22 protein-coding genes are annotated in these 26,644 nt (G+C 44.1%); 15 read left to right on the plus strand and 7 right to left on the minus strand.

What is annotated here, in order from left to right; translation table 11 throughout:
- The first annotated feature begins 78 nt into the window (after positions 1 to 78).
- Positions 79 to 1,515, plus strand: coding sequence for a pyruvate kinase (gene pyk / locus A3774_RS03340; protein WP_067863071.1), 1,437 nt, complete (start codon positions 79 to 81; stop codon positions 1,513 to 1,515).
- A gap of 132 nt (positions 1,516 to 1,647) precedes the next feature.
- Positions 1,648 to 3,252, plus strand: coding sequence for a glutamate--cysteine ligase (gene gshA / locus A3774_RS03345; protein ID WP_067863074.1), 1,605 nt, complete (start codon positions 1,648 to 1,650; stop codon positions 3,250 to 3,252).
- A 70-nt stretch (positions 3,253 to 3,322) separates the two neighbouring features.
- On the opposite strand, the gene A3774_RS03350 is transcribed toward gshA, so the two are convergent.
- A complete protein-coding gene (locus A3774_RS03350) occupies positions 3,323 to 3,727 on the minus strand; it encodes a flagellar basal body-associated FliL family protein (RefSeq protein ID WP_067863081.1) in 405 nt (134 codons plus the stop codon).
- Between the two features lie 264 nt (positions 3,728 to 3,991).
- On the opposite strand from A3774_RS03350, the gene A3774_RS03355 reads away from it, so the two are divergent.
- Entirely contained in the window at positions 3,992 to 4,465 is a 474-nt protein-coding gene (locus A3774_RS03355) for an Rsd/AlgQ family anti-sigma factor (RefSeq protein WP_067863084.1), read from the plus strand.
- Positions 4,466 to 4,475: 10 nt separating this feature from the next.
- Complete coding sequence (locus A3774_RS03360; protein WP_067863087.1) at positions 4,476 to 5,453, plus strand: WD40 repeat domain-containing protein; 978 nt, start codon at positions 4,476 to 4,478, stop codon at positions 5,451 to 5,453.
- Between the two features lie 94 nt (positions 5,454 to 5,547).
- On the opposite strand, the gene A3774_RS03365 is transcribed toward A3774_RS03360, so the two are convergent.
- The gene (locus A3774_RS03365; RefSeq protein WP_067863090.1) at positions 5,548 to 6,261 is read right to left on the minus strand and encodes an FKBP-type peptidyl-prolyl cis-trans isomerase; all 714 of its coding nucleotides are present in this window, start codon (positions 6,259 to 6,261) and stop codon (positions 5,548 to 5,550) included.
- Between the two features lie 160 nt (positions 6,262 to 6,421).
- Entirely contained in the window at positions 6,422 to 6,907 is a 486-nt protein-coding gene (locus tag A3774_RS03370; protein WP_197467999.1) for a TIGR02444 family protein, read from the minus strand.
- Positions 6,908 to 6,929: 22 nt separating this feature from the next.
- On the opposite strand from A3774_RS03370, the gene abc-f reads away from it, so the two are divergent.
- On the plus strand, positions 6,930 to 8,870 hold the full coding sequence (abc-f, locus tag A3774_RS03375) for a ribosomal protection-like ABC-F family protein (protein WP_067863340.1): 1,941 nt from the start codon (positions 6,930 to 6,932) through the stop codon (positions 8,868 to 8,870).
- Positions 8,871 to 8,923: 53 nt separating this feature from the next.
- Here abc-f and A3774_RS03380 read toward each other — a convergent pair whose 3' ends face one another.
- On the minus strand, positions 8,924 to 10,228 hold the full coding sequence (locus A3774_RS03380) for an HDOD domain-containing protein (protein ID WP_067863096.1): 1,305 nt from the start codon (positions 10,226 to 10,228) through the stop codon (positions 8,924 to 8,926).
- 121 nt (positions 10,229 to 10,349) lie between these two features.
- On the opposite strand from A3774_RS03380, the gene ggt reads away from it, so the two are divergent.
- Positions 10,350 to 12,101 (plus strand): gamma-glutamyltransferase, encoded by a 1,752-nt coding sequence (gene ggt / locus A3774_RS03385; RefSeq protein ID WP_067863343.1) that lies wholly within the window; start codon positions 10,350 to 10,352, stop codon positions 12,099 to 12,101.
- Between the two features lie 12 nt (positions 12,102 to 12,113).
- On the opposite strand, the gene A3774_RS03390 is transcribed toward ggt, so the two are convergent.
- The 3 genes from A3774_RS03390 to gmk form a co-directional block, all read right to left on the minus strand.
- Positions 12,114 to 14,249 carry a RelA/SpoT family protein gene (locus A3774_RS03390; protein ID WP_067863099.1) on the minus strand — a complete coding sequence of 712 codons (2,136 nt, stop codon included), beginning with the start codon at positions 14,247 to 14,249 and terminating at the stop codon, positions 12,114 to 12,116.
- A gap of 124 nt (positions 14,250 to 14,373) precedes the next feature.
- Positions 14,374 to 14,586: a DNA-directed RNA polymerase subunit omega gene (rpoZ, locus tag A3774_RS03395; protein WP_067863102.1), complete on the minus strand. Its 213-nt coding sequence runs from the start codon at positions 14,584 to 14,586 to the stop codon at positions 14,374 to 14,376.
- Between the two features lie 63 nt (positions 14,587 to 14,649).
- Positions 14,650 to 15,264 carry a guanylate kinase gene (gene gmk / locus A3774_RS03400; RefSeq protein WP_067863105.1) on the minus strand — a complete coding sequence of 205 codons (615 nt, stop codon included), beginning with the start codon at positions 15,262 to 15,264 and terminating at the stop codon, positions 14,650 to 14,652.
- Between the two features lie 252 nt (positions 15,265 to 15,516).
- Between gmk and A3774_RS03405 the strand changes: the two genes are divergently transcribed.
- From A3774_RS03405 to A3774_RS03445, 9 genes are all read left to right on the plus strand, one after another.
- Positions 15,517 to 16,902, plus strand: a complete 1,386-nt coding sequence (locus tag A3774_RS03405) for a peptidoglycan DD-metalloendopeptidase family protein (RefSeq protein WP_067863108.1) — start codon at positions 15,517 to 15,519, stop codon at positions 16,900 to 16,902.
- A gap of 155 nt (positions 16,903 to 17,057) precedes the next feature.
- Complete coding sequence (locus A3774_RS03410; protein ID WP_067863111.1) at positions 17,058 to 18,425, plus strand: TolC family protein; 1,368 nt, start codon at positions 17,058 to 17,060, stop codon at positions 18,423 to 18,425.
- 30 nt (positions 18,426 to 18,455) lie between these two features.
- The gene (locus A3774_RS03415; protein ID WP_067863114.1) at positions 18,456 to 19,670 is read left to right on the plus strand and encodes an efflux RND transporter periplasmic adaptor subunit; all 1,215 of its coding nucleotides are present in this window, start codon (positions 18,456 to 18,458) and stop codon (positions 19,668 to 19,670) included.
- Positions 19,667 to 22,852, plus strand: coding sequence for an efflux RND transporter permease subunit (locus A3774_RS03420; protein ID WP_067863117.1), 3,186 nt, complete (start codon positions 19,667 to 19,669; stop codon positions 22,850 to 22,852). Before A3774_RS03415 ends, A3774_RS03420 begins: the two co-directional genes overlap by 4 nt.
- 259 nt (positions 22,853 to 23,111) lie before the next feature.
- Positions 23,112 to 23,315, plus strand: coding sequence for a hypothetical protein (locus tag A3774_RS03425; protein ID WP_067863120.1), 204 nt, complete (start codon positions 23,112 to 23,114; stop codon positions 23,313 to 23,315).
- Positions 23,316 to 23,433: 118 nt separating this feature from the next.
- Positions 23,434 to 24,222 carry a putative hydro-lyase gene (locus tag A3774_RS03430; protein WP_067863122.1) on the plus strand — a complete coding sequence of 263 codons (789 nt, stop codon included), beginning with the start codon at positions 23,434 to 23,436 and terminating at the stop codon, positions 24,220 to 24,222.
- 13 nt (positions 24,223 to 24,235) lie between these two features.
- Positions 24,236 to 24,970 (plus strand): 5-oxoprolinase subunit PxpA, encoded by a 735-nt coding sequence (locus A3774_RS03435; RefSeq protein WP_067863126.1) that lies wholly within the window; start codon positions 24,236 to 24,238, stop codon positions 24,968 to 24,970.
- The gene (gene pxpB, locus A3774_RS03440) at positions 24,967 to 25,644 is read left to right on the plus strand and encodes a 5-oxoprolinase subunit PxpB (protein WP_067863129.1); all 678 of its coding nucleotides are present in this window, start codon (positions 24,967 to 24,969) and stop codon (positions 25,642 to 25,644) included. The genes A3774_RS03435 and pxpB overlap by 4 nt, the downstream gene beginning before the upstream one ends.
- Positions 25,641 to 26,582 carry a 5-oxoprolinase subunit C family protein gene (locus tag A3774_RS03445; RefSeq protein WP_067863133.1) on the plus strand — a complete coding sequence of 314 codons (942 nt, stop codon included), beginning with the start codon at positions 25,641 to 25,643 and terminating at the stop codon, positions 26,580 to 26,582. The genes pxpB and A3774_RS03445 overlap by 4 nt, the downstream gene beginning before the upstream one ends.
- The last annotated feature ends 62 nt before the right edge of the window (positions 26,583 to 26,644 follow it).

The following is a 26,644-nucleotide window of genomic DNA, read 5'->3' on the forward strand; positions in this document are numbered from 1 at the left end:
CTAGAAATACTTAATTCGTACACTTAGTAGCACTATACTAGAGTCTAATGTTTCTCAAATACGGAGCAAATTTTTCTCATGTTGAAACGTACAAAAATTGTTGCCACTTTAGGCCCATCCACTGACCAGCCTGGTGTATTGGAAGAGATTCTTCGTAATGGGGTAAACACAGTCCGCCTAAATTTCTCCCATGGCAGCGCAGCAGATCACCGAAAAAGAGCCAGTGACATTAGAAAAACAGCACGTAAACTGGGATTATCCATCGCAATACTTGGTGATTTGCAAGGTCCAAAAATTCGTATTGCTCGTTTCAAAGATGATCGCATTACTCTTAAGAAAGGTGATCAATTCACATTAGATGCACAACTCGGCAACCAAGATGGCAACCAACAGCAAGTTGGAATTGATTATAAAGCGCTTCCAGAAGACAGTTCGGCTGGAGATATTTTGCTGTTAGATGATGGCCGCGTGCAGCTCAAAGTTTTGAGCATTGATGGAAGCCGAATTCTGACAGAAGTTGTGATTGGCGGCCCACTTTCAAATAATAAAGGCATCAACCGTCAAGGCGGTGGCCTTTCTGCTGCCGCCCTAACAGAAAAAGACAGAAGAGATATTAAAGTTGCTGGCGAAATCGATATGGACTACATCGCCGTATCGTTCCCTCGTAATGCAGAAGACCTGCACGAAGCCCGTAGATTATTGGATGAAGCGGGAAGCCGTGCGGAGATAATTGCTAAAATTGAACGTGCAGAAACCGTTGCCAGCAATGAAGCGCTAGATCAAATAATCCTTGCCTGTGACGGTATTATGGTTGCCCGTGGTGATCTAGGAGTAGAAATTGGGGATGCGGAACTTATCGGTGTACAAAAACATCTGATTCAACGCTCCAGAGAACTAAACCGCTTTGTCATTACCGCAACACAGATGATGGAGTCTATGATCGAAAACCCAATGCCTACCCGTGCAGAAGTTTTCGATGTTGCTAACGCTATCCTTGATGGAACCGATGCCGTCATGCTGTCAGCAGAGACCGCAGCAGGTCAACACCCTATAGAAGTCGTTAAATCAATGACCTCTATATGCCAAGGCGCGGAGAAACATCAAATAGCACGCCCAATGGAGACAAATATCTCCATAAAAATGGAACGTTTTGACGAAACTATCGCACGGTCTGCAATGTATACGGCTAACCATCTCATCGGTGTAAAAGCGATAATCTGCCTAACAGAATCAGGGTCTACTCCATTATGGATGTCACGTATCCGCTCGGGCTTACCTATATTTGCGCTAACTCGCAATGAAAGAACTATGCGCCGCACCGCACTTTATCGAGGTGTTGAACCGATCTTCTTTGATGCAACCCAGATCAGCGAGGATAAACTTAATACCGAAGTCCTTGCAGGTCTCAAAGCACGTAATCTACTCCAAACCGACGATCTTGTTATCCTTACCCGTGGCGCAACTTTAGGAAAAGATGGCGGCACCAACTCAATGCAGGTATTAAGCGTACCCTGAGCCATTTTCATTAGAGCAGGTATTTTCTTTACCTGCTCTAATGAATTATTTCATTTAAATCCGGTCAATATTGCGAACAATTCGTTTCATTGCAGCAATTTAGCGTTTGCTCAATTATAATGCCCCCCTTCAATGAGTGACTTAAAGGATCAGCGTTTGTCTTCCACAACATCCTATTCCCAACTACAGCAGAAGCTCAGCTGGTTAAAAGAAAGTGGCCACGTTAATTTATTAACTCAGCTTCAGCATGGTTTAGAGAAAGAAGGTTTACGTGTAGATCTTGATAAAGAACTCGCACAAACTTCTCATCCTGTAGCCCTTGGGGCTGCTCTTACTCACGAATATATAACTACGGATTATTCTGAGTCGTTACTGGAGTTTATTACCCCAGTCTTTGAGCAGTCATCTGATGCATTACAATTTTTGGCGGATCTACATCGCTACACCTACCAAAATTTGGACGAAGAGCTGATCTGGCCAGCCAGTATGCCATGCCACCTTTTAGATGAATCAATAATTCCAATTGCCCGTTACGGCGATTCCAATGTTGGGAAGATGAAATACATCTATCGCGTAGGTTTAGAAAACCGCTACGGTAAGATGATGCAAACCATTGCCGGTATTCACTATAACTTTTCAATGCCTACCGACTTTTGGCCGATACTCCAAACCTACATGGGCGATAGCGGCTCCCTGCAAGAGTTCAGATCAGCCTCCTATTTTAGCCTTATAAGAAACTTTCGCCGCTACTCTTGGTTATTAATCTATTTATTTGGTGCATCACCTGCGCTTTGTAGCTCTTTCCTAAAAGGGAAGAAACACGCACTAGAGAGCTTATCAGGAGATACCCTCTATCTGCCTTATGCAACCTCTTTACGCATGAGTGATTTGGGTTATTCCAACAAAGCACAAGCGGGCCTTAATATCTGCTTTAACCACTTACATACTTATGCTAGCTCACTGAACCGAGCGATCCGCACACCCTACGAACCTTATGAAAGCTTAGGTGTTAAGGTCGATGGGCAGTACAAACAGTTAAACGCTAACGTACTGCAAATTGAGAATGAATATTACAGCGATATCCGTCCTAAGCGTGTGACACAATCTGGCGAAAAGCCTGTACACGCATTGATTGCTCGCGGCGTGGAATATATCGAAGTACGTAATACCGATATAAATCCATTTTTACCTCTAGGTATAGATCAATGCCAAGCTGATTTCTTAGACACCTTCTTGCTAACTTGCCTTCTAATGGAAGAAAGAGAGATTAGCACCGAAGAGTGCGATCAGATTAGTGAAAACCACCAGCGCGTTGTTAGCCGAGGCCGAGAACCAGGGTTAACGCTTCTCAAAAATGATCAGGAGATCGCTCTAGACCAATGGGGTAGTGAACTATTGCTAAAGATGCAACAAACAGCCGCTCTATTGGATGAAGCTTACGGAAGTACGAACTACGTACAATCGGTACAAGAACAACAAAAGAAATTAGACAATCCAGAACTCACTCCTTCAGCACAAGTACTAAAAGTAATGCGTGAGCAAAACCTAAGTCATAGCGAATTTGTTATGCAACAAGCCAAACTGCATAAACAAGCGCTCTTGTCTGACCCTATTGATCAGAACATGGAAGTTAAACTGAGAGATATGCAAGGTGACTCTCTGCAAGAACAGCGTGAGATTGAAGCGACTGACAGCCAAGATTTCGATAGTTATCTAGCTGAATACATGTCAAATTAAAGAGTTATATCTTGGAATAAAAAATGCGGGCTTAGCCAGCATTTTTTATTCCAACGAACAATATATAAGCTTACTGAACAACAAAGCTGGTAAAAAACAGGTCAGACACAAAGCTCTCGCTTTCTTCTGCAATGAGAACATCCTGTACGACTTTCAACGCTTTTTTAGCCAATATATTTTGTGCTTCAATCGTCCCAACCGTTTCATCATTTTGAGAACTTAACAAAAAGACCAAATCATTTCTGATTTGCGGCATGTGAGCATTAACCGCATGATGTGCCGATTCACTCGAAACTTGAATTGTTACTTCGCATTTAAGAAAACGAGGTTTACCTACACCATCCAAGTTCGTTGTGAATGACTTCAATTCGATATAGTTCACATAATCTTCAACTGTTTTCTCTGTATCACCTTCAGCCCAAGCCAACTGCACAGAAAAAACCAATACCATTAATAAAGCCAGTCGTTTAAACATTTATCGCCCCGTAAAATCCAACAATATTCCGAGTATAACCCGCTCAGGTAATGCCCAACAGCCGCTCTGGAGAATATTTTCACTCAAGTACAGAAAAATAGCACTGGAACCATGAAGCAACTCAATAAAAATGCGTTTTTCAGACAATGGCTGTTGCGCCTTGAAACAGCTTAGGAATATGATGGTTAAACCAAAGAGCAAAAGTATTGTTACAAACTTATTCTTATATGACTGCCTAAATTAAAGGCAGCAAAGGAGCGCATAATGTTAGAAAAATGTAAGAGCGCTAAGGAACGTTGGGGCGGTGTCAGCGAAATTATTGATAATTGGTTAGAGGGACGGCAGCGATTGATCAGCCTATTTGTCCATCTACCTGAACAACCAATCGATGATGAACTCAATCTACGTGTTCAAACCTTCTGCCAAGTAATGATGGATTACCTCTCTTCTGGGCACTTTGAAGTTTATGAACAGCTACTACTTGAAGGCAGTGACTTCGCTGACGGTAGTTTAGAAGAGGGTCAAGAACTCTTACCTAAAATTCAGGTAAGTACGGACATTGCTCTAGACTTCAATGATGATTTTTCGACTTTATCTGAGCCGACCGTACAGACAATCAGAGAGTTCTCTGAGAATTTATCTAAACTCGGTGAAGCATTAGAGGAACGTTTTGAGTTAGAAGATAAAATGATCGCTGTACTGCATACTTCTCATCAAGATGCTGTAGTGGCTGAGTAAGGATTAAATCATGCCGCGTGTCGTAAAATCTATTCTAGCCGCTAGTGGTTTACTCGTCCTTGCAGGGTGTGACAGCGGCGATGCACCCTCAGCATGGAAAGAGTACGCCCTCCGAGGGGCGTACACGGCAAGCATATCCACAGAAGGAACCTACAGCGTGATCGGCTCATTCGATCACGGTGGAAGTTTATGGGAACTCGACAACCACGAGCGTCTCTACAATTGGAATCATCGAGCAAATACACCTTCTATTATTGCCGCGACCGCCTTCTCTCCTGAAGAGAGTTATGCCGCCACAGCGGACCAACAGAATCTTGTTCTTTGGAGCCTAAGCACAGGTCAGGCAGAAGGGTTCTGGAGCTCTCCAGCCGAAATAATGCAAATGGATCTATCACCCAATGGCAATTATGCTCTTTTAGGATTAGCTAACCATACCGCCGTTTATTTTGATGTGAAAAGAGGTGGGGTTAAACGGACATTTCGCCATGATGCAAGAGTAAGGAGCGTCGATCTAAGCGATGATGGTTCTTTAGCTTTAACGGGATCAGACGCTTACAAAGTCAAACTCTGGAGTGTTGAAACCGGCGAACTACTACAAGAGCTAACCTTAGGAAATGTAGTCGATACCGTTGCTCTTTCACCTAATAAAAAAACGGCCTTTAGTTCAGGTAGTTTGGATAAAGCGATTATCTGGGATATTGATTCAGGTAATGAAATTCATACACTGAGCAACATCGCTAGTTTTTCTCAAAAGAGAATCAGCTATCTCAGTGCCCGTTTTTCCCCTGACAGCCAGCAACTACTCACAGGTACCGCCTCAGGTTTAGTGCAATTATGGGATGTAACCACTGGGGAAGAGTTAAAAAGCTGGAGAGTTCACCGCAGAGACGCCTACGGCCCAGTGCAAGCTGGAGTCTATGCCGTTGGCTTTGGCCAAGGGAAATATTATGCCCTTGCCTCTAATGGCATAATGAACGAACTGAAATAACAGTTCGATAAAAGCCCCCCGCACTACATAACAAAAAAGGCCGCAACATTGTTAATAATGTTGCGGCCTTTTTTATTAATCCAAAGAGAAGAGGTTATTTAGCTTCTTCTTTTGCTTCTTCAGCTTTTGGATTAATTTCAAGTAACTCCACTTCAAAGATCAGTGTTTCGTTCGGTCCAATAGCACCGCCCATACCACCGGGTCCATAAGCTAGCTCAGATGGAATAACTAAGCGTGCTTTACCACCCTCTTTAATAAGCTGTAGACCTTCAGTCCAGCCTGGAATAACACCATTCAGAGGGAAAGAAACAGGCTCTTTACGCGCATAAGAACTATCAAACTCAGTCCCATCAATCAACGTACCACGGTAATGAACTTTTACTATATCTTCAGCCGTTGGCTTTTTACCTTTACCCGCCGTTAGCTCTTCATACTGAAGACCTGATTTAGTTGTTTTGACAGCTTTCTTTTTGCCATTTTCTGCAAGGTACTTTTTACCTTTTTCCAGATTATTTTGGCTTAACTCATCAAATTTCTTTTTCTGTTCGGCAACTTGACGCTCTTGGAAAGCTTTCATAACCTCTCCAACTTGATCAGGTGTCAGCTGTGGCTCTTCACCAGCATAAGTCGTCTTGGCTGCTGTGATGAAAGTATCAAAATCAAGATTAGAAATCGTTTTAAGTTGCTCGCCTACCATTAATCCAACGCTGTAGCTAACTTTCTGTTCTTCAGTTTTTAGTTCTACCGCTGTGACAGCTGGAGAGATTAACGCGGCACTAAGAGCAACCGCTAATAAAGTTTGTTTCATCTGTTCTTATCCTTATTTATTATTCATTGGAAGTCCGTATTCATAGATAACTTCCTAATAACCAAAACCATTTAAGGGCCAATGCAAACGTCTTTCCAGTCCACTTCAGTGTTGCTTAGTCCACGATTAAACCGCAAAGTTCACTCGTAAACCACCCCATTTATTCATAATAGTGATTTAGTGCTGAAAAAATAGGTCCAATGGCTAATTCAAGCTCGGGACTCAATTCAACATTTACTGCTGCTATATAATGCTCAAGATTACTTTGTACTAAATAGCGTGAGCCTTTCGGCTGCACATAAACTCTCTTTTGCTGATATAACAGAGCCAATTCAACCTGCTCACAGGCAAGTTCAGCTTGTTTCAATTTATCATAACATTCAGCGAATTCTCCACAATCAACCTTCTGCTCTCGCACACGAAAGCGTATATTCCTCAATGCACCTGTAACCTCAAGCTGCCATTGATCAGCAGCATCACTTGCTCCAACCTCAGCTTTTTCACCTTGGCAGCCACACCAAACGGCATAGATAACCCGATTGATACTCAAGCCAAATTGATCTTGTAGTAACAAACAAGCCGATTCAATACCGGGTTGTTGATAAAAATTGAGCGCAAAGTCCCATAGATCGTTTTTCAATTGCATCTGTATGTTAAAATCCGCCGCCATGATTCAATTACAAAAAGTAAGCTTACAACGCGGCCATAACATTTTGCTAGAGCAGGCCGATTTAACACTACATCCTGGCTGGAAAGTAGGGCTTGTGGGTGCCAATGGTGCAGGTAAAACCTCGCTATTCAAACTGATTCTAGGAGAACTCCACTGTGATAGTGGCGATTTAGAGCTACCAGGGGGGTTACGTATGTCCCATATGGCTCAAGAAGTCCCTACATCGAATAGATCAGCGCTTGAGTATGTGCTAGACGGTGACATTGAACTGCGTAAAGTCCAAAACCAATTAGCCCTCGCGGAAAAAGAGCATCAACATACCCGCATTGGCGAGTTACATGCAGAGCTAGATAATCTCGATGGCTATACCGCTGAATCTCGCGCAGCACAGCTACTGGCTGGACTAGGCTTTAGCCATACCGATATTACCCGCGGCGTGAAAGAGTTTTCAGGGGGTTGGAGAATCCGTTTAAATCTAGCTCAAGCATTGATGTGCCCTTCTGACCTTTTGTTACTCGATGAACCCACCAACCATTTAGACCTAGATGCCACAATCTGGCTAGAGCAGTGGCTTCGACAGTACCCTGGGATGCTTATTCTTATCTCCCATGACCGCGACTTTTTGGATAATGTTGTCACTCATATTACCCATGTAGAACAGAAGAAGTTGCTGCTATATAAAGGTGGATACTCAGCGTTTGAACGCCAACGAGCAGAGCGCTTAGCTCAACAACAAGCGGCCTTCGTTAAACAGCAGCAGCGAATTAGCGAAGTAGAAGATTTTGTCCGCCGTTTTCGTGCAAAAGCGACAAAAGCAAAACAAGCACAAAGCCGTATAAAAGAGCTAGAGCGCATGGAGAAGATTGCACCTGCGCACATTGATAGCCCTTTCAGTTTTCAGTTTTGCTCTTCTGATAAGATGTCCTCACCCTTGCTCACATTATCCGATGCTGAATGTGGATATGATGGAAAAACGGTACTCAACAAAAGTTCGCTTTCTCTAACACCGGGAACACGTATTGGCCTGCTTGGCCCTAATGGCGCAGGCAAATCCACCTTAGTTAAAACCTTGGTTGGTGACTTAGCGCTCTGCAATGGGGAGCGTCAGGAGAGTGATAATTTACAAATAGGTTATTTTGCCCAACATCAGCTTGAAGCTTTAGATATGGCGGCATCCCCTCTACTCCATATCAAACGGATAACGCCCAATGCTTCAGAGCAAGAAATCCGCAATTTTTTGGGTTCCTTTGGTTTTATAGGCGATCGAGCATTAGAGCCTGTACAGAATTTCTCCGGCGGTGAAAAAGCACGTGTTGCCCTCTCTATGATCGCTTGGCAAAAGCCGAATCTATTATTAATGGATGAGCCGACCAACCATCTCGATCTTGAAGTTCGTCACGCGCTCACACTCGCCCTGCAATCATTTGAGGGGGTACTCATTTTAGTCTCCCATGACCGCCACCTGCTTAGGAATACTGTTGATGAGTTCTTATTGGTCGCTAATGGCCAAGTATCAGAATTTAAAGGTGATTTAGATGATTATCAAAACTGGCTTTTAGAACAGAAACGCCAAGACCAAAAGGCTGAAGCCGACGCCTTCTCTAGGGAAAAAACGGACGAGAAAAAATCTCTCTCGGCAACTGAACGAAAAGAGCAAAAACGCTTAGCCGCGGAACGTAGAAATCAACTACGACCTATCAAGAAGCAAATTGAAAAACTCGACGCTGATATGGAGAAACAACACGAGCAGTTAACAGCAATAGAAGCGGCGCTCAGTGAAAGCTCAATCTACGAAGCGGTAAATAAAAACAAACTGAAAGAGCTCCTGCAGCAACAAGCTAGTTTAAAGCAACAAGCAGAAATAACAGAACTTGAGTGGATAGAACAACAAGAAGCTCTGGAACGTTTAGAAGAAGAACTCAGCGAATTGGAAAAATAACACCCACAGCCACGGGGATCATTATGCGACACCGTGGCTGTAGTCCAGAGAGCCTAATCACCCAATATTTTAGTTAACTCTTTGATATTATTTTCATTACGCATTAGCTCCTGCAGCGTCTCAGCCACTTCATCTTCATTTAAGCCTAGCTCTTGGTACAACTCATCAGGTATCTTATTTACAGGCCCATCACTAAGTCCTTGCTGCCGAAGTAAGCGATTGGATAGATAGAGCAGTTTAGCGTATTGCTCATGCTCACCTTTGTACTCCAGATTATTTTGCTGCCTAATCGCGACAGTTACAGGCTCTGGAAGATCCCAGTTCGCCAACAACCAGCTCCCTATTTGCTCTCGAGTAACACTCAAAATTTGCTTCTCTATCGCATCTAAAGCGAAGTGTGGATTAGCCTCAATATAACGGGAAAGCAATGAAAAATGAGGAGGAAAAAGATGCGCTAACAACAAATAGCCGAAATTATGTAGTAAGGCAGACAGATACACTAAGCCCGGCAGTGGACGATCATCCGTCGCCATCATACGACAAAGCTTCTCTGCAAGGCTCGCATTATAGACCGCTTGCATCCAATAGGGGGTCGCACCACGAGGTAAGTCATCGGGAATAGTCAACATCTGTCCCATTGCCGTACCTAACGCCATATTGATCACAAGATCAAAACCAAGAACTCGAATCACGGCATCATCAATAGAATGCACATCCCCAGGTGCTGCATAGTAAGGCGAAGCCGCCCAACTCATAACCTGAGCAGACAAGCTAGGATCGAGTTTCACCACAGGAACTAATTCTTTAACACCCGCCTCGGGATCCGAGCGTAACATAATAATTTTCTTAACCGTTGGCGGCAACGATGGTAAGCCCAACGTATCTTCAAGTCGCTGCTGTATACGCAAAACCGTAAAACGCTCCACGGCCTTAGAGATCACAGCAGTATCACTACCTTCCGGCTGAAGCTCTGTAATCTGATCCAAAGTCAGCCCCAACTCTAAACGCTGGCCCATTTCCAACTGCTCAACGATAGCAATAAAACTTAATCCCGAATGAGGTTCAATTAGCTCCAACTGCTCATGCTGCAAGCATTCTGAAGCGATAAACAACTTCAATGAAAGCAGTTTGGCTTGCCCATCAGGGAAATTCAATGCATCTTGGCTAAAATATCGGCTTGCATCTTCACCTTTAACCGGCTGAAGCTGACGCTCGGTTTTTTTCCAAATCGCAACAAGGTTAAGGAGCGAATTAGCTGGTAATATAGCTAACGCTTTTCCTTCAGCATCATGCAATAACACTAATCGGAACTGCGGCAGTTCACCGCGTTTTTCCTGAACGCATACACCTACTGACAATTTCCTTTCTCCAAATGCTAGTCTTAGCTTAATGTTAAGAGTAGATTATTAGTAACACTTTTAGAAAGCAAAACTCTTGATTAATTATTCACTTATAAGTGCAATTTTTACCATTTTAACTATGAACTTACCGCACATACATCGAATTGTACTACTTTTTCTTCTATTTTCGCCTTCAATAACTTATGCAGTTAAGGAAGACTTAGCACCTGAAAATAGTACAGGGCTTCAAAAAAACATTATTTCAAGTGAATATAACTCCCTTGTTGTCACAGCCAATCCCCACGCAACAAAAGCCGGTTTACATATACTCAAACAAGGCGGTACTGCTGCGGATGCAGCTGTTGCCATTCAGGCAATGCTCACCTTAGTTGAACCACAATCATCTGGTATTGGTGGCGGAGCCTTTCTCTTATATTGGGATCAAACAACCGAAAAGCTAGTTGCCTTTGATGGTAGAGAAACAGCCCCTCTCGCGGCTAATCCACAACTATTCTATCGTAACAAAAAACCTATGCGCTGGGTTGATGCACTTGTGGGTGGACGTTCTGTGGGTACACCTGGTGTACTAAAAATGCTGGAGCTAACACAATCTAAGTACGGTAAACGGCCATGGAAAACCTTATTCAATGATGCAATTAACCGATCAAAAGAGGGCTTTAAAATAAGCCCTCGCCTGCACAAATTAATCGCTAGCGGCATTAACCCAGGCTTAAATAGATATCCGGAAGCACGAGAGTATTTTTATCTAAAAGACGGCTCACCATTACCTACTGGTTTTCTTCGCAAAAACCCTGCTTTGGCCGATAGCCTTGAGCTGATTGCCCAACAAGGGAGTTCAGTCTTTTATCAAGGCACTATAAGCACTAAAATCGTCAGTCAGGTTCAAAACGGAACAGATAATCCCGGCTTACTCAGTACCGCTGACCTAAAGCAGTATAAAGCGATTGAGCGCGCCCCCATTTGCTTACCCTACCAAGCGTATAAAGTTTGTGGTTTTCCACCCCCCACATCCGGCGGCGTAACTGTCTTACAGATATTGAAGTTGCTAGAGCATACAAACTACTCAGCACTCGCACCTGACAGTTCAACCGCGAAGCACCTATTTACACAAGCATCACGTCTCGCCTTTGCTGACCGTGGTCGTTATTTAGCTGATAGTGATTTTGTTGATGTGCCGGTTTCCGGCCTATTAAATGAAAACTATATTCAGCAACGTGCCCAGTTAATCAATCCCAGCAAAGATATAGGCACCTTAGCACCGGGACGCCCTCAAGGGGTAAATACTGCATGGCAAGACGACCAATCACCGGAGCTTCCCTCCACCAGCCACTTTGTCGTTGTAGATCAATGGGGTAATGCGGCCTCTATGACAAGCAGCATAGAGATGGCGTTTGGATCTACACTCATGGCGGGGGGCTTCCTACTCAACAACCAGTTGACCGATTTCTCATTTACTCCTGAAAAACAAGGTCGTTTAATTGCCAATAGAGTTCAACCGGGCAAGCGCCCACGTAGCTCTATGTCTCCTTTTATGATATTTGATTCGGAGGGCAAGCTATATGCCGCTGTTGGCTCACCCGGCGGGAGCCGTATTATTAGTTATGTTGCAGAAAGCTTATTAATGATGCTGAATACAGAGCTACCGTTGCAGCAAGCAATCAATACACCCCACGTCAGTAACCGTAATGGCATTACAGAATTAGAGGCAGAAACGGCAGCCACACAGCTGGTTGAGCCGCTGAGTCAAATGGGACATGAAATAAAAATTCGTGATCTCAACAGTGGATTACATGCATTTCGCCGTACAGATAATGGTAAATGGGAAAGTGGTGTTGATAATCGAAGAGAGGGCTTAGCCTTAGGCCAATAAGTATAATACGTGCTATTCCCGCGTGATCCGGTTAACACTCTTCAAGTTACGCAACTTTTTCATCACACGAGCCAGATGAATACGGTCAGTCACAGTTACCTCCATATGTACATTAGCTAGCGGCCCTTCATGATCTCCTATATCAATCGCTACAACATCAACACCCGCACTTGCAGCGGTTGTTGCGAGCTCAGCAATAATACCTCGATGAGACTCAACCTCAGTCTTCAAGTTAACGCTAAACTCTTCCTCTAACTTATCGGACCATTCAAGGTAGATACATTTTTCTGGATCATCACGGAGGTAGCCAATATTCCGGCAATCGGTTTGATGGATCACTAACCCTCGCCCCGTACTAATATGGCCGATGATTTTATCGCCAGGAATGGGCAAACAGCATTTCGCATATTGCAGCACCATACCCTCTGTCCCTTTAATGGACATTGGTTTTTGATTACGTAAGCGCTCACTTCCCACTTCATCGCCATTCACAGGCTGCTCGGGGCGCAGGCGTCGTGCTACCACATAGGCCATCCGGTTACCCAATCCAATATCCTCGAGCAGATCATCTAGGCTTGTAAGCTCAGCTTCATGGAGCAGATCACGTAATTTAAACGGATCTATATCATTAACCGAGGTGCCATAATTAGCGAGAAACTGGTTTAACAGGCGCTGGCCAAGCTCGACAGACTCATGCCGCTGTTGGTTTTTCAGATAGTGTCGAATCGCTGTGCGTGCTTTACCTGTTACAACAAAGTTTAACCATGCCATGTTCGGCTGTGCACTAGGCGTCGTGATCACCTCGACAGTTTGACCATTTTCCAAAGGTTGGGACAACGGCGCTAAGCGGCGATTAATACGACAGGACACACAGGAATTTCCTACATCAGTATGTACCGCATAAGCAAAATCAACTGCCGTCGCGCCACTCGGTAATTCCATTATTTTGCCTAAAGGCGTAAAGATATAAACTTCGTCGGGAAATAGGTCCGTCTTAACACTATCGATAAATTCCATGGAGTTGCCCGCACTTTGGTGCATCTCCAATAATCCTTTAACCCACTTGCGAGCGCGCTTATAGGAACCTAAAGCGCTTTCTGAAGCATCACTACCATCATCATTTTTATAATGGCTATGTTCAGCAATTCCTTGACTAGCGACAACATCCATTTCATGGGTACGAATTTGCACCTCAATAGTAATATCTCGTGCACCAAACAGGTCTGTATGCAAAGACTGGTAACCATTTGCTTTAGGAATCGCTATATAATCTTTAAAACGTCCGTGCACAGGCTTATATAAGTTATGTACTGCGCCTAAAGCACGATAACAATCATCTACGTTATCAGTAACTATGCGAAACGCAAACACATCCATAATTTCTGAAAAAGATTTACGCTGCGCTTTCATCTTAGAATAGATGCTATAAAGATGCTTTTCCCGTCCTGTGACAGTACCGCTTAGCCCCTCTTTTTCTAACCGTTTTTCAATTGTTTCCTGAATCGAGCTAATAACATCTTTACGCTGCCCCCGAGCTTGAACCACAGCTCGACGTATATATTTAGCACGCATCGGATAATGAGACTGAAATGCCAAGTCTTCTAGCTCAACTTGAACATCACGCATCCCTAAACGAGCAGCGATGGGTGCATAAATATCGAGTGTTTCACGAGCAATACGGCGCTGTTTATGAGGAGGCATCGCACCTAAAGTGCGCATATTATGTAGACGATCAGCCAACTTAACCAAAATAACGCGAATATCTTCCGCCATGGCCAAAACCATTTTTTGGAAGTTACTCGCTTGCGCTTCGGCTTTAGTTTCAAATTCAAGGTGAGTTAGTTTAGAAACACCATCAACAATATCCGCCACAGATGTACCAAACTGAGACTCGATACCGTCATAGCTGATATCTGTATCTTCAATAACATCATGCAACATCGCCGCCATTAGACTCTGATGGTCCATACGCAGCTCGGCCAAAACATTAGCGGCTGCCAATGGGTGAGTTACATATGGTTCACCACTTTTACGCTTTTGGCCATCGTGCGCCTGTTCTGCGTAAAAATAGGAACGACGCACCTGCTGGATCTGCATTGGATCCAGATAATCGCTTAAGCGTTGTGATAGTGCGTCTATTGTTTGCATTGCCTCTCCATACCACCTGCGTTATACAGAAATAATGCCGTAATAACGCCACTAGGAAAAGTCTTTAATAACGAAAACGCCCTGATAAATCAGGGCGTTTGAAAAGAAATTCTTAACTGAGTAATTAATCGCGTTCGATTTCGTCCAAAATAGAGCGTCCAGTATGGCCTTCAGCGATTTCGCGTAATGCCACAACAGTAGGTTTATCATTCTCCCACTCTACCTTAGCTTCTTTACCGCCAGTAGCCAGCTGACGTGCGCGCTTAGCAGCAACCATTACTAACTGGAAACGGTTATCTACATTTTCCAGGCAATCTTCAACTGTAACTCGTGCCATCGGTAAAACCTCGAAAATTTTGGGGTGTATTTAAAGACCGCGTAGTGTACCGCTTGATCTATATTATGACAAGAGACTAACCAGCAAATCGTGGCAATGATCTTTTTGACGATCAATCTTCATCCGTTGTGCTAAAAAGATACCGTGTAGCTCCATTAGAGCGGTATCAAAGTTGTCATTAATCACCAGATAATCATATTCGGAATAATGACTCATCTCACTTGCCGCTTCAGACATACGTAAGCCAATAACTTCCTCACTATCCGTGCCACGCCCATTCAAACGCTGCTCTAAAACTTCACGCGAAGGCGGCAGGATAAAAATAGATAAGCAATCAGGCATCAAACGCCGGATCTGTTGCGCGCCTTGCCAATCGATCTCTAAAATAACATCTTTTCCTTGTGCTAACTGAGCCTCAACCCAACGCTGAGATGTGCCATATTTATTAGTGAACACTTCAGCAAACTCAAGAAAATCAGCGTCCTCAATCATCTGATTGAATTGCGTCATCGATACAAAATTATAATCAACGCCATCGACCTCGCCAGGTCGCATATCCCGCGTAGTATGAGAAACCGATACAACGATCTCACTATCTTGTTCCAACATTGCTTTAACTAAACTAGTTTTGCCCGCACCAGAAGGGGCAGAAACAACATACAAGGTGCCTTTAGCCATTAGATCATCTACCCTAATCAATCAGATATTATTGAATATTAGTCATTACCGACATATCTATTCATGCAAGTTAGCAAGATAAACTACCCTATTATTTCACTTAAATAGATCTAAAAAATCACATCAATTATTATTTTATCACTAAAATAGTGACTACGCGCAGAGTTACAGTTAGTAAATACGGGCCTTTCAGCCATTAATAATATATGATTAAAATAATATAATTCTAATTTTTAGTATGATGGTAAATTAATGCGCTGGATTTCATCCTCAGCCAATTTTGTTACAGCACTGCCTAAAATCCACCGCAAAGCGCTGGCATTTTTAGCCGTACTGCTACTCATAGCACTCCTTCTTCCCTCTTCGAATAGCTCGGTTAGTACGCCGTTATCCCTGGATCATCTTGTAGATACTGATGCACCTTTATTTGAAACACCCACACTCACTATCCGTCAATTAAAAGCACCTTGGGCTTTTGACTCAGTGCCCGAAAACGAAACCTTATTGGTACCTGCGGCAGGCCTGCGTAATAGCTATCAATATATTGTGCGTAAAGGCGATACCTTAAGCAGTATTTTTGAGCGTCTACAGCTGCCACAAAAAACCATGTATCAACTTTTAGAGGCCGACCTTAACGTCTTAGCCTTAGATAACTTAAAACCTGGCCATACCTTAGTCTTTGAAAAGCAAGACCAGCTGCTGCAGCGTTTAGAATTACAATTTAGCCTTGCGCACAAAGTAGTCTATCAACGTAAAGAAGGCGACGGCTTTGAGTTTAATGAAGTGCAGCTGGAAGGTGATTGGAAACAGCAACTGATAAGCGGCGAAATTCTTTATAGCTTCACAGGCTCCGGCAAACAAGCAGGTCTAAGCCAATGGGAAGCACAAACCATCACCGAACTACTCAAACAACGTGTTGATTTCCGTCGCGACATCCAACGTGGAGATAAATTTGAAGTACTACTCTCGCGCCAATATGTAGATGGCGAAGCGACTGGCGATAATAAAATTGAGGCGATTCGTATTAAAAATCGGCGCCATGAGATCAATGCCTTCCTGTTTGAAGATAACTATTACGACGAGAAAGGCCGTAATTTAGAGAAAGCCTTTCAACGTTATCCATTCAATGGAAAATACCGCCTTTCCTCTAACTTTAACCCCAAACGACGCCACCCAATTACAGGCTTAATTAGGCCTCATAATGGTACTGATTTCGCGATGCGCGTAGGCTCTCCCGTTGTAAGTATTGGCGATGGCATCGTATCTCGCGTAGTTCGCCATAAATATGCCGGCTTATATATAGAGATCCAACATGGCCAAAGTTATAAAACACGTTACCTCCATTTAAGTAAATCTTATGTAGTTAAAGGGCAACGAGTGAAACGTGGCGAGCGAATCGCCAAATCCGGTAATACAGGCCGATCTACCGGTGCTCATCTTCACTTTGAGCTGCACGTGAACGGTCGCCCAGTTAATGCGATGACCGCAAAAATCCCAATTGCAGTCTCCCTAACCGGCAAGAAAAAATCTGCATTTCAGCGTCAGTTAAAGGATTATTTAGCGAGAATAGAAACTGCCCACAAGCAACAATTAGCGTTAAATAAGCAAGACCCTAACAAACAGGAATCAACACTTTAATACCGACTCCGTAATCTGGCACAATGAGAGAGCAGGTCGATAGGCAGCCTGCTCTTCGTTCACAGCCCAAACTTTACAGTTCTTTACAGTTCCTTTAACCCTTATTTACCCTTACCCCTGTTAATTTACCTCCATTAAAATTAGAGGACGTAAAAATGGACAGGAACCTATCGGGTGCAAGGAATGTAGCTCGCTATACTTTACTGGTCGGGTTATTGACATTAACAGGCTGCTCCGTAACTGAACCCCTAACATTCAGTACTCAAGCACATAATGACCTAGACAGTATAGAGCACTGGGAACAATCAGCGGTGTCCTCCCAAACGTCAGCCAAACTACTGGACCTTATTGATTCAAAAGAGGTTGAATATCTTCTTGAGATTGGTCTAGCTAACAGCCCAGACATCAAACAAACCACCTTAGCTATGCAGATCGCCAACCTATCTGTCACTAATGTTGAGGGCAATAATCTTCCTCAAGCAAGCCTATCTCTCAACCAAGAAAAAACAGAAAGTACTGACTCCGTATTCAATTCAGCCTTACAAATTAGTTGGGCGGTAGATATCTGGGGCCAGATGCAGGACAGCATTAACGCGGAACAATCGAATCTTTCAGGCTCCATCGCTGCGGACAAATATGCTCGCGATCTACTCGCTGCCAGCATCATCGACAATTGGTTGCTGCAAACGGAACTTCAGCAACTCATCAGTATTGAACAGCAACGTACCGCTATTTTAGAAACAAATGAAGCCACTATTGAAGAGCGATACCGTCTAGGTTTAGACAATCTCTCTGACCTTGATACAGCAAAGAGCTCCACTGCCAGTTCACAAGCAACATTAACGGCTTATAAAGAGCAACTACAAGTAAGTCGGCGAGCGCTTAAAACACTGCTCGGCGGCCATGACGAGCTCCCAGAAACAAACGCTCGCTTCCCTAAAACGAGTATCCCGCTCGCCTCTTTACCCGCACAGGATTTAGGCCGCAGACCCGACCTACAAGAAGCTTACTTAACAATCAAAAACGCTGAATTTAACGCCGATGTGGCATACAAAGCCTTACTTCCCTCCTTCTCTCTAGAAGCCGCTTTTTCAGGGAGCAACGGAAATCTAACGGACGCTCTTTATCAAAGTGCCGCATGGAGTTTATTAGGTCAACTAACCGCGCCGATCTTTCAGGGCGGAAAATTAAGAGCGCAAGCAAGCAGCGCAAAACTAGAAGCAGAACAAGCTTACTGGGCCTATCAAAAAACTTTGCTAGCCGCCGTCAACGAAGTGGAGAACGCTTTAGGGCAGGAAGCTTCGCTGAATAAACAACAACAGCATATCTCCCAAGCGCTAGCTCATGCCCAGCTCAGTAGCGATACCTATAGAGAGAAATATCGTCAAGGGCTGGTTAGTTTTCTTGATCTATTAGAAGTACAGCAGCAAACATTTAATTTAGAAGCTCAACTGACAGAGATTACCTATCAGCGACTAACAAACAGAATAACACTCGGCTTGGCCTTGGGTTTAGGTGTGTAGACAAGCCTATAGCGCTTGAGGAGATTCAACATGAAAGTTTCAAAAATACAATTAGTCATCACATTTATTGCTGCTGGTAGTATTGCCTTAGCCTTTGCGGTTAGCAGTAACGATTTAGAAAGCTTGCAGAGAAAGGCCCCTCCTAAAAAGCAGGCTGAATATCCAGTTGTAACAACGGTGCCGGTTTCTACAGGTACTTACACCGCATTAGTTAAAGGGTTTGGTTCTGTCACACCCAACCAATCATTACAGCTAACATCTGAAGTCAGTGGGCGGATCGTCCATCTATCGCCAAAACTTAAAAGCGGCCAAACCTTCAAAGCAGGTGCTGAACTATTAGTCATTGATGACGTGGAGTACCAAGAGGCCGTTGCCAGCGCAAAGTCGGATTTAGCCACCACAGAAGTTGAACTGCTACAAGAACAGCTCAATCAAAAACAAGCCCAAGAGGAATGGAAACGCTCAGGTTTAAAAGGACAACCGAACTCTGATTTAGTTTTCTATATTCCCCAAGTCAAAGCGGCTCAAGCAAAAGTAGAATATGCACGTAAAGCCTTAGAAAAAGCCAAATCAGACCTAGCCTACACCCGGGTTAAAGCGCCATTCAATGCTCAGGTTATATCCCGCTCAGTTGAAACTGGAAGCTATGTGCAAACAGGAACTGAACTGGTGCAACTATACGATACAGACCTAGTGCAAATTTCAGTGCCACTCTCTTCACAGCAGTGGAATAATTTGCCAAATATAGAAGCTATGCAGGGAAAAACAGAAGTCACATTAACAAGTGCTGATGGGAACAAACACTGGACAGGCTTTGTTGCTAGGGCCGAACAGCACCTAGATAGTACAAGCCGTCAACGCTCACTTATTATCACCGTTGAAACCCCCCTCAAGTTAGATACGCCTCTCTACCCAGGTAGTTTTGTACAAGCGTCAATCCCCGGAAAGGCAGTCGGTAATCTCTGGCAGATACCTGCATCATCTCTGACCCAAGATAATAAAATTTGGTATTTGGATGCCAACAGCACACTGCAAGCGGCACAAGCCAATATTCATTTTTCTGCCAATGATTACATTTTTGTCAGTCCTATCGAGGGTTTAAAAGAAACCAATATTGTTATTCACCCCTTAAGCAGTTACCTGCCAGGCATGCGCGCAGTGGATAGAAACGCAACAAAGCAAACAACACAGCAACAACCTAATCGACCAACATCTGTTGAAACTGACAAAAGGGATCAACAATGAGTACATCCAACGAAAGACGCATAAATTACAATGGCATTATTGGTTGGTTTGCAGGTAATAGCGTAGCTGCCAATCTACTCATGATCTGCATTCTTATTTTAGGTGTACTCTCCGTCGACAATCTACGCAAAGAGGCGTTCCCCTCTCGCGAATCAGACACCATTTCCGTATCTGTAAGTTATGACAGCGGTGATGCTTTATTAACTGAAGAAGGGATCGCAGTAAAAATAGAGGAGGCATTAACTGATGTATTAGGCATTAAACGTGTCACTTCAGTATCCAACGCCAGTAGCTCTACTGTTAGTATCGAAAAGAAGAGTGACTATGATCTAGACATCCTTCTAAGGGATGTAAAAAACAAGGTTGATGCGATCTATAACTTCCCCGCGGATGCGGAAAATCCGGTTATTGCCAAACAGGAACGTCTAAATCACGCCTACTCAATTAAAATTTTTGGTGATACCGACCGCTCCACACTGCAAACCTTAGCTGAACAGCTAAAAGCCGACCTTCTTACTAAATCTGCGATCAGCAATGTCACCATTAACGGCGAAGCCGACCGACTTATCTCCATCGAAATAGACGAGAAAAAGCTCGAAGCTTATGACATTACACTGACTGATATAAACAATGCCATCAATGCCGAATCCTCTTCTCCCATATCCACCAGCTTAAGAAATGAAAACAAAGTTATTCAACTCAAAGCATCGACCCAAGCCTATTACACAAGAGCATTCTCTCAAATTCCCCTTATTACAACTGAAACAGGGGCGATTATCCGCTTAGGTGATGTAGCAAAAGTTGAAGATACCTTTGAGGATAGCAGCCTAATTTTATCCCGATATGATGGCCTTAACGGTATAGGCATTGAACTCAGCGTTGATCAAACCGGCGATATAATCAAAATTGTTGATGTGGCCAAAACCGTGGTTGAAGAATGGAAATCACGCTCAACACTACCCGCCAATATCAGCGTTGAAACATGGAATGATGGCAGTGAAATGATCAGCGACCGCTTATCTCTGCTAATGAAAAACGCCCTCTCCGGTATCGCATTAGTTTTTCTTGTTCTTGCTCTCTTTCTCAACTTGCGTGTGGCCCTATGGGTCACCGCAGGCTTGCCTTTTATATTTAGTGGCACACTGTTTTTTATGACCGACAATTTTACCGGCATGTCGATCAATGAAATGACTACCTTCGGCTTTATTCTTGCCTTAGGTATTGTGGTAGATGACGCTATTGTTGTGGGCGAAAGTATCTACTCCACACGAAGCCAAGAGGGTGACAGCCTAAAAAGTACAATCAAAGGCACCTTAAAAGTCGCTACACCTACTATTTTTGGTATGCTGACGACTATCGCAACCTTTATCGCCTTAAGTAATGTTGAGGGCGGCCTAGGCAATGTTTATGCTCAATTTGCTGTGATTGTAACAATCTGTTTGCTTCTATCATTGGTCGAATCAAAGCTAATCCTCCCCGCTCACTTAGCCCATATTAACACCCACCGAAAACGCGGCAATGGCTGGAAAGATAGTTGGGCGCACGTTCAACACGCCTGTGATAGCGGGCTAAAATGGGTCAACCATAAGCTTTATCTACCACTTATTAAGTGGGCAATCACGTTTCGCTATGCGGCAGGCCTATTTTTTATCGCCATTTTTGTCCTCGTTATTAGCATGCCTTTTAACGGCAATGTCCGCTTAGCCTTCTTTCCAGAAATACCGGGCAGTTCTGTAGAAGCAAGCCTAACCATGCAGGATGATGCCAGCTATGGACTAACGCGAGACAACTTGCTCTACCTAGAAAAACTCGCTACAGAAACAGATAGCGAGTTGCAAAATGGTCACACCCCCAGTGCTATCACTACTGTGGAGGTCATCGCTAGTGATGATTACAACGGTTCCGTTACTATAGAGTTAGCAGATGACGCCCCCTACTCTTTAACCGAATTTGCTGCCCACTGGAAACAGCGGGTAGGTAGCCTAGAAGGGGTGAAAAAGCTCAATATTAAATCACGCTTTGGTAAAGTCGATAATTTCAAAGTAGAGCTCAAAGCTTTGGACGATCAATCCCTAAAACTGGCCGGTCAGCAATTTAGACAAGCACTAGAAAGCATCCCAGGGGTGCAAGGGATCGATGATAACTTCAACTCGGGGCAAGCCCAGCTAAAATTCACCTTAACCGAGCAGGCCTACACGCTCGGCATGACCACTGCAGAGCTATCTCGACAGCTATTACAAGCCTTTGGCGGCGAAGTTGTACAACGCTACCAACGGGGCAAAAACGAAATAAAAGTAAGGGTTCGTTACCCTGAACAATCTCGCCAAACGATTGAAGATGTAATGAATGCCAACGTACGTACTAACGATGGCACCGTAGTACCTCTATCATTAGTCGCCACCGTTACAGCAGATTATCAACAAAACACACGTACTCGAATTGGCGGGCTACCCGCCTACTATGTAAGCGCCAGTGTTGATAAAGAACTCATATCATCCAATGAGTTAGTGCAACAATTACAGCGAGACCTTGTCCCTCAGATAACGGAAGCCTATCCAGACTTATCCATTCACTTTGCGGGAGAAGCCGAAGAGCAAGCAGAAACTGCGGGATCTATGAGTGAGCTATTTATAATGGCGATGCTGGCAATCTATATACTATTGGCCGTGCCGTTAAGATCCTATATCCAGCCTATCATTATCATGACCGCTATCCCCTTTGGCTTAGTCGGGGCTATTCTAGGTCATTGGCTCAATGATATGACACTCACTATCCTTTCCTTTAACGGTATCGTGGCCTTAAGTGGAGTGGTTGTGAACGATAGTTTACTGCTGGTTTCTCGAATTAATGAGAGTTTGAATGCAGGCGAAGATATTCGCAGCGCTATTATTGAAGCCTGTACCGGACGTTTAAGAGCGGTCTTACTGACCTCATTCACGACATTTGCCGGATTAGTGCCCCTATTAAGTGAGACCTCAGCTCAAGCACAATTTATTATTCCGGCTGCCACCTCACTAGGTTATGGCATTCTCTTTGCGACTGTCATTACCCTTATCCTGATCCCTTCATTAATCATGATCCAACATGATGTGATTGCTCTATTACAAAAAATAGGTGTAATGCAAGCAAAACCGATTCTTGGCAATGACGAGACCAGCGTATTAAGCGACAGCAACGCCTGATATAGCTATCAAGGCAAACGCTCGCAGCATTCTATGCGTCCATAAAATGCTGCGACATCTCGACTAAGCCCTCTGACAACAAATTCATAGCATGAATCTATTCAGGAAAAAGAGAGACGACCCCAAGCTTAAAAAGAGAAGTCGAACAACTGATAAGTTTTTCCTATCAGAAATAGGGTCAATTATTAATTAGACGCCTCCCCTCCTTTCAGCCATGATGACTACTAAGTATGCGTTAAAAGGAAAAGGCCTAAGCAAAATGAGCGATAAGAAAAATAGCACAATACCACTAAATCAATTTCTGGATATCCGCCATGTTGATGAAATAATGAAAGCGGATGAAAACAGTTGGTGGGTACAGCGCCGCTCTATAGGCGTAAACGGCAAGCTCAGCAGCCAATCACGTATTGTATTTTTTGCTCATACCCAAGCCGCCGCCGAACAATGGATAAGAACGCAATAAGAATCTATCCTTAATCTCGCACTACCGATCCGCTTAATAAGCGGGTTCATCGTTGCAAACTTCCGCGGATAGATAACTGAAAACTATAGATTCCAGCTCACCATATATAGGGTTAGATATGACATCAGATAAAACGCCTTTACAGATTCGCCAGATGATTCGTCACGGTGAACATAATGCAAATACCTCTGGTCTAGCTCAAGGTTTCGTACAGGGTAACTTGGCCATTATGCCGCAAGACTGGGCTAATGATTTTTTAAGATTTTGCCAACTAAACCCTAAACCTTGTCCTATTGTTGGCATGTCTAACAAGCCCGGTGACTTTATGCTGCCAGATCTAGGTGAAGATTTAGATATTCGCCGCGATGTACCTAAATATCGTATCTATGAAAATGGCCAACTCACACAAGAACTTAATGATGTATCAGAGGTTTGGCGCGATGATCTTGTTACTTTTGTGCTAGGTTGCTCCTTTTCTTTTGAGGAAGCACTGATAGCCGACGGGCTAGAGATCAGAAACATTACAGAAGGCGTCAATGTGCCTATGTATCGAACCAATATTGAATGCCGTCCTGCGGGTCGCTTCAGTGGATCAACGGTTGTTAGCATGCGTCCAATGAAAGCCGCCGATGCAATTCGCGCAGTCCAGATCTGTACACGTTTCCCTTCTGTACATGGTGCGCCACTCCATTTAGGTGATCCATCACAGATTGGTATCACTGATATCAACCAACCAGACTTTGGCGATGCTGTCACAATTAAAGAGGACGAACTACCTGTTTTCTGGGCCTGCGGAGTGACACCTCAGGTCGCTATAGAGCAAGCAAAACCGCCCTTCTGTATTACACACAGCCCCGGTCATATGATCATTACTGATCTACCCAATTCTCGTTTAGCTATTCTTTAATAAGGAGCGGTCTATGTCATTACGCTTAAATTGTGATCTAGGTGAAAGCTTTGGCTCTTGGAAGATGGGCTTAGATGAAGCGGTCATGCCTCATATTGATCAAGCAAACATAGCCTGCGGATTTCACGCAGGTGATCCGTTAGTAATGCAAAAAACATTGGAATTAGCTAAACAAAATAAAGTCACTGTTGGGGCTCATCCTGGCTACCCCGATTTAGTCGGTTTTGGTCGTCGCAGTATTAAAGCCAGCAGCGCTGAATTAAAAGCTATGCTGACCTATCAGATATCGGCTATGGATGGGATGGCTAAATCCGTAGGCTTAACCTTGGAATACGTTAAACCCCACGGTGCAATGTATAACGATATGATGGCTGATAAATCGGTTCGTGAGATTGTTATGCAAACCATCGCAGATTACCACCAGCCGCTGATATTAATGTTACAAAGCACGCCTGAGGCAGAACAGCATCAACAGGAAGCCGATGCTATAGACATCAAACTCTGGTTTGAGATCTTTGCCGACCGCTGTTATGACGACGATGGCAAATTACTCGCACGCAGCCGCGAAGGTGCAGTCCACAATAAAGAAAAAATGCTCGAGCAAGTAAAACAGCTAAAAGAGACAAGTACAGTCACTACTGTCAGCGGAAGCCGACTTAAGCTTCGAGCCGATACACTCTGCGTCCACGGTGACAATATGGATGGTATTAATGCAATCCAGCAGATCCGCGAGCTTATTAGATCATGAACATTAAAGTTGCCGGTGAAAATGCACTCATCATCTACTTTGGTGAAAAAACCGACCCCGCCACATCCGCCAAAGTGCAGCAAGCCGTCACCATCTTAGAAAAGGAACTGGCCGAGCAGCTGATTGATATGGTGCCATCCTACGCCTCACTCTTAGTGATCTATGACATGCTCCGCTGTGATCACTTGGAGATTCGTAGTCAATTACGCAAACTCCTTGGCCAGCTAGAAGAAAGCAGCGCTATATCTGGAAAAATAGTGACTTTACCGGCGTACTACAGCACAGAATCAGGCCCCGACTTAGAGGCATTAGCAACACGGGCTCAACTCAATATCGAAGAGGTTATAAAGATCCACAGCGATATGGAATACCGAGTTTATGCTATAGGTTTTGCACCAGGATTTGCTTATCTAGGAGAAGTTGATCCACGTATTGCTGCACCACGTCTATCTACACCTCGCCAGAAAGTACCAAAAGGTGCGGTTGCTATCGCCGATCAGCAAACTGCTGTCTACCCGGCGGTGTCACCGGGTGGATGGAATTTAATCGGCCTTTGTCCAGCGCCTATGTTTGACCCAAAAGCCGAACCGACAATGCCTGTCCAAGTGGGTGATAGAGTTAAATTTGAACCTATTAACCGTGAACAGTTTATCGCGTTAGGAGGCCAACTATGAGTGGTTTTAAAGTACTTCAGCCCGGCCTCCTTACACTTATTCAAGATGCGGGGCGTTTTGGCCACCACCGTATTGGGCTAACAACCGGCGGCCCTTTAGATGCACAAGCCTTCAAATGGGCTAATCGTCTATTGGGAAATGCATTAAATAGCACCCTACTTGAAGTCAGCATCGGCGGGCTCGTACTAGAATCAGAAGTCGACACCCATTTAGTCGTTACTGGCGCTGAAATGCCACTGAAGATCAACGGGGTGGAACAAGATCGTTGGCATGCCCATCACATACACCAAGGAGACCGCATCGAGCTTGGCTTTTCTACTCAAGGGGCTAGAGCCTATTTAGCTGTCACTAATGGCTTTAACGTAGAACACAGTTTTTCCAGTAGCTCGACCGTCTCCCGCGAAGGCATTGGCGGGCTGAATGGCGGAAAACTACAGCAGGGTGATTATCTACGCTGCGAACCTGACACTCAAGGTCAAGCGTTTCGCTTAGCTGAGCATCATCGCCCAAGTTACACCGATAATATAAGCCTACGTGTTATTACTGGCTATCAAGAACAAGCCTTCAGCGATCTTGATAAACGTATGTTTTTTAGCAGCGAATATGAAGTAACTAATCGGGCAGACCGTATGGGCTATCGCCTTTCAGGCCCGGAAATAAAAGCATCAATGGATGGTATTTTATCGGAAGGGATCTGCCATGGCGCTATTCAAATTCCAGCCGATGGCCAGCCAATAGTACTGCTTAATGATCGCCAGACTATTGGCGGTTACCCCAAAATAGGCTCAATGATCTCCCTTGACACCGCCCGCTTAGCACAGCAATTACCAGGCTCTACCGTCTCATTTGAAGAGATCAGTATTGATGAAGCCCATAACTTACACTGCCTTGCCCACGTAAAATTTGAACGAACAACACCCGAAAACATAGGCAAGTAGTACGTTAAGAGACGAATACGCGTTCGCAGCCTAGCTGCGGGTCAACATAATTTTGGAAACAA

Source organism: Neptuniibacter marinus, from assembly GCF_001597725.1.
GTDB classification, from domain to species: Bacteria; Pseudomonadota; Gammaproteobacteria; order Pseudomonadales; family Balneatricaceae; genus Neptuniibacter; species Neptuniibacter marinus.

Excerpts from the sequence above, each read along its gene's own strand:
- pyk (WP_067863071.1), top strand. The coding sequence starts at position 79 with ATGTTGAAACGTACAAAAATTGTTGCCACTTTAGGCCCATCCACTGAC.
- gshA (WP_067863074.1), top strand. The coding sequence starts at position 1,648 with ATGAGTGACTTAAAGGATCAGCGTTTGTCTTCCACAACATCCTATTCC.
- A3774_RS03350 (WP_067863081.1), bottom strand. The coding sequence starts at position 3,727 with ATGTTTAAACGACTGGCTTTATTAATGGTATTGGTTTTTTCTGTGCAG.
- A3774_RS03355 (WP_067863084.1), top strand. The coding sequence starts at position 3,992 with ATGTTAGAAAAATGTAAGAGCGCTAAGGAACGTTGGGGCGGTGTCAGC.
- A3774_RS03360 (WP_067863087.1), top strand. The coding sequence starts at position 4,476 with ATGCCGCGTGTCGTAAAATCTATTCTAGCCGCTAGTGGTTTACTCGTC.
- A3774_RS03365 (WP_067863090.1), bottom strand. The coding sequence starts at position 6,261 with ATGAAACAAACTTTATTAGCGGTTGCTCTTAGTGCCGCGTTAATCTCT.
- A3774_RS03370 (WP_197467999.1), bottom strand. The coding sequence starts at position 6,907 with ATGCAATTGAAAAACGATCTATGGGACTTTGCGCTCAATTTTTATCAA.
- abc-f (WP_067863340.1), top strand. The coding sequence starts at position 6,930 with ATGATTCAATTACAAAAAGTAAGCTTACAACGCGGCCATAACATTTTG.
- ggt (WP_067863343.1), top strand. The coding sequence starts at position 10,350 with ATGAACTTACCGCACATACATCGAATTGTACTACTTTTTCTTCTATTT.
- A3774_RS03390 (WP_067863099.1), bottom strand. The coding sequence starts at position 14,249 with ATGCAAACAATAGACGCACTATCACAACGCTTAAGCGATTATCTGGAT.
- rpoZ (WP_067863102.1), bottom strand. The coding sequence starts at position 14,586 with ATGGCACGAGTTACAGTTGAAGATTGCCTGGAAAATGTAGATAACCGT.
- gmk (WP_067863105.1), bottom strand. The coding sequence starts at position 15,264 with ATGGCTAAAGGCACCTTGTATGTTGTTTCTGCCCCTTCTGGTGCGGGC.
- A3774_RS03405 (WP_067863108.1), top strand. The coding sequence starts at position 15,517 with ATGCGCTGGATTTCATCCTCAGCCAATTTTGTTACAGCACTGCCTAAA.
- A3774_RS03410 (WP_067863111.1), top strand. The coding sequence starts at position 17,058 with ATGGACAGGAACCTATCGGGTGCAAGGAATGTAGCTCGCTATACTTTA.
- A3774_RS03415 (WP_067863114.1), top strand. The coding sequence starts at position 18,456 with ATGAAAGTTTCAAAAATACAATTAGTCATCACATTTATTGCTGCTGGT.
- A3774_RS03420 (WP_067863117.1), top strand. The coding sequence starts at position 19,667 with ATGAGTACATCCAACGAAAGACGCATAAATTACAATGGCATTATTGGT.
- A3774_RS03425 (WP_067863120.1), top strand. The coding sequence starts at position 23,112 with ATGAGCGATAAGAAAAATAGCACAATACCACTAAATCAATTTCTGGAT.
- A3774_RS03430 (WP_067863122.1), top strand. The coding sequence starts at position 23,434 with ATGACATCAGATAAAACGCCTTTACAGATTCGCCAGATGATTCGTCAC.
- A3774_RS03435 (WP_067863126.1), top strand. The coding sequence starts at position 24,236 with ATGTCATTACGCTTAAATTGTGATCTAGGTGAAAGCTTTGGCTCTTGG.
- pxpB (WP_067863129.1), top strand. The coding sequence starts at position 24,967 with ATGAACATTAAAGTTGCCGGTGAAAATGCACTCATCATCTACTTTGGT.
- A3774_RS03445 (WP_067863133.1), top strand. The coding sequence starts at position 25,641 with ATGAGTGGTTTTAAAGTACTTCAGCCCGGCCTCCTTACACTTATTCAA.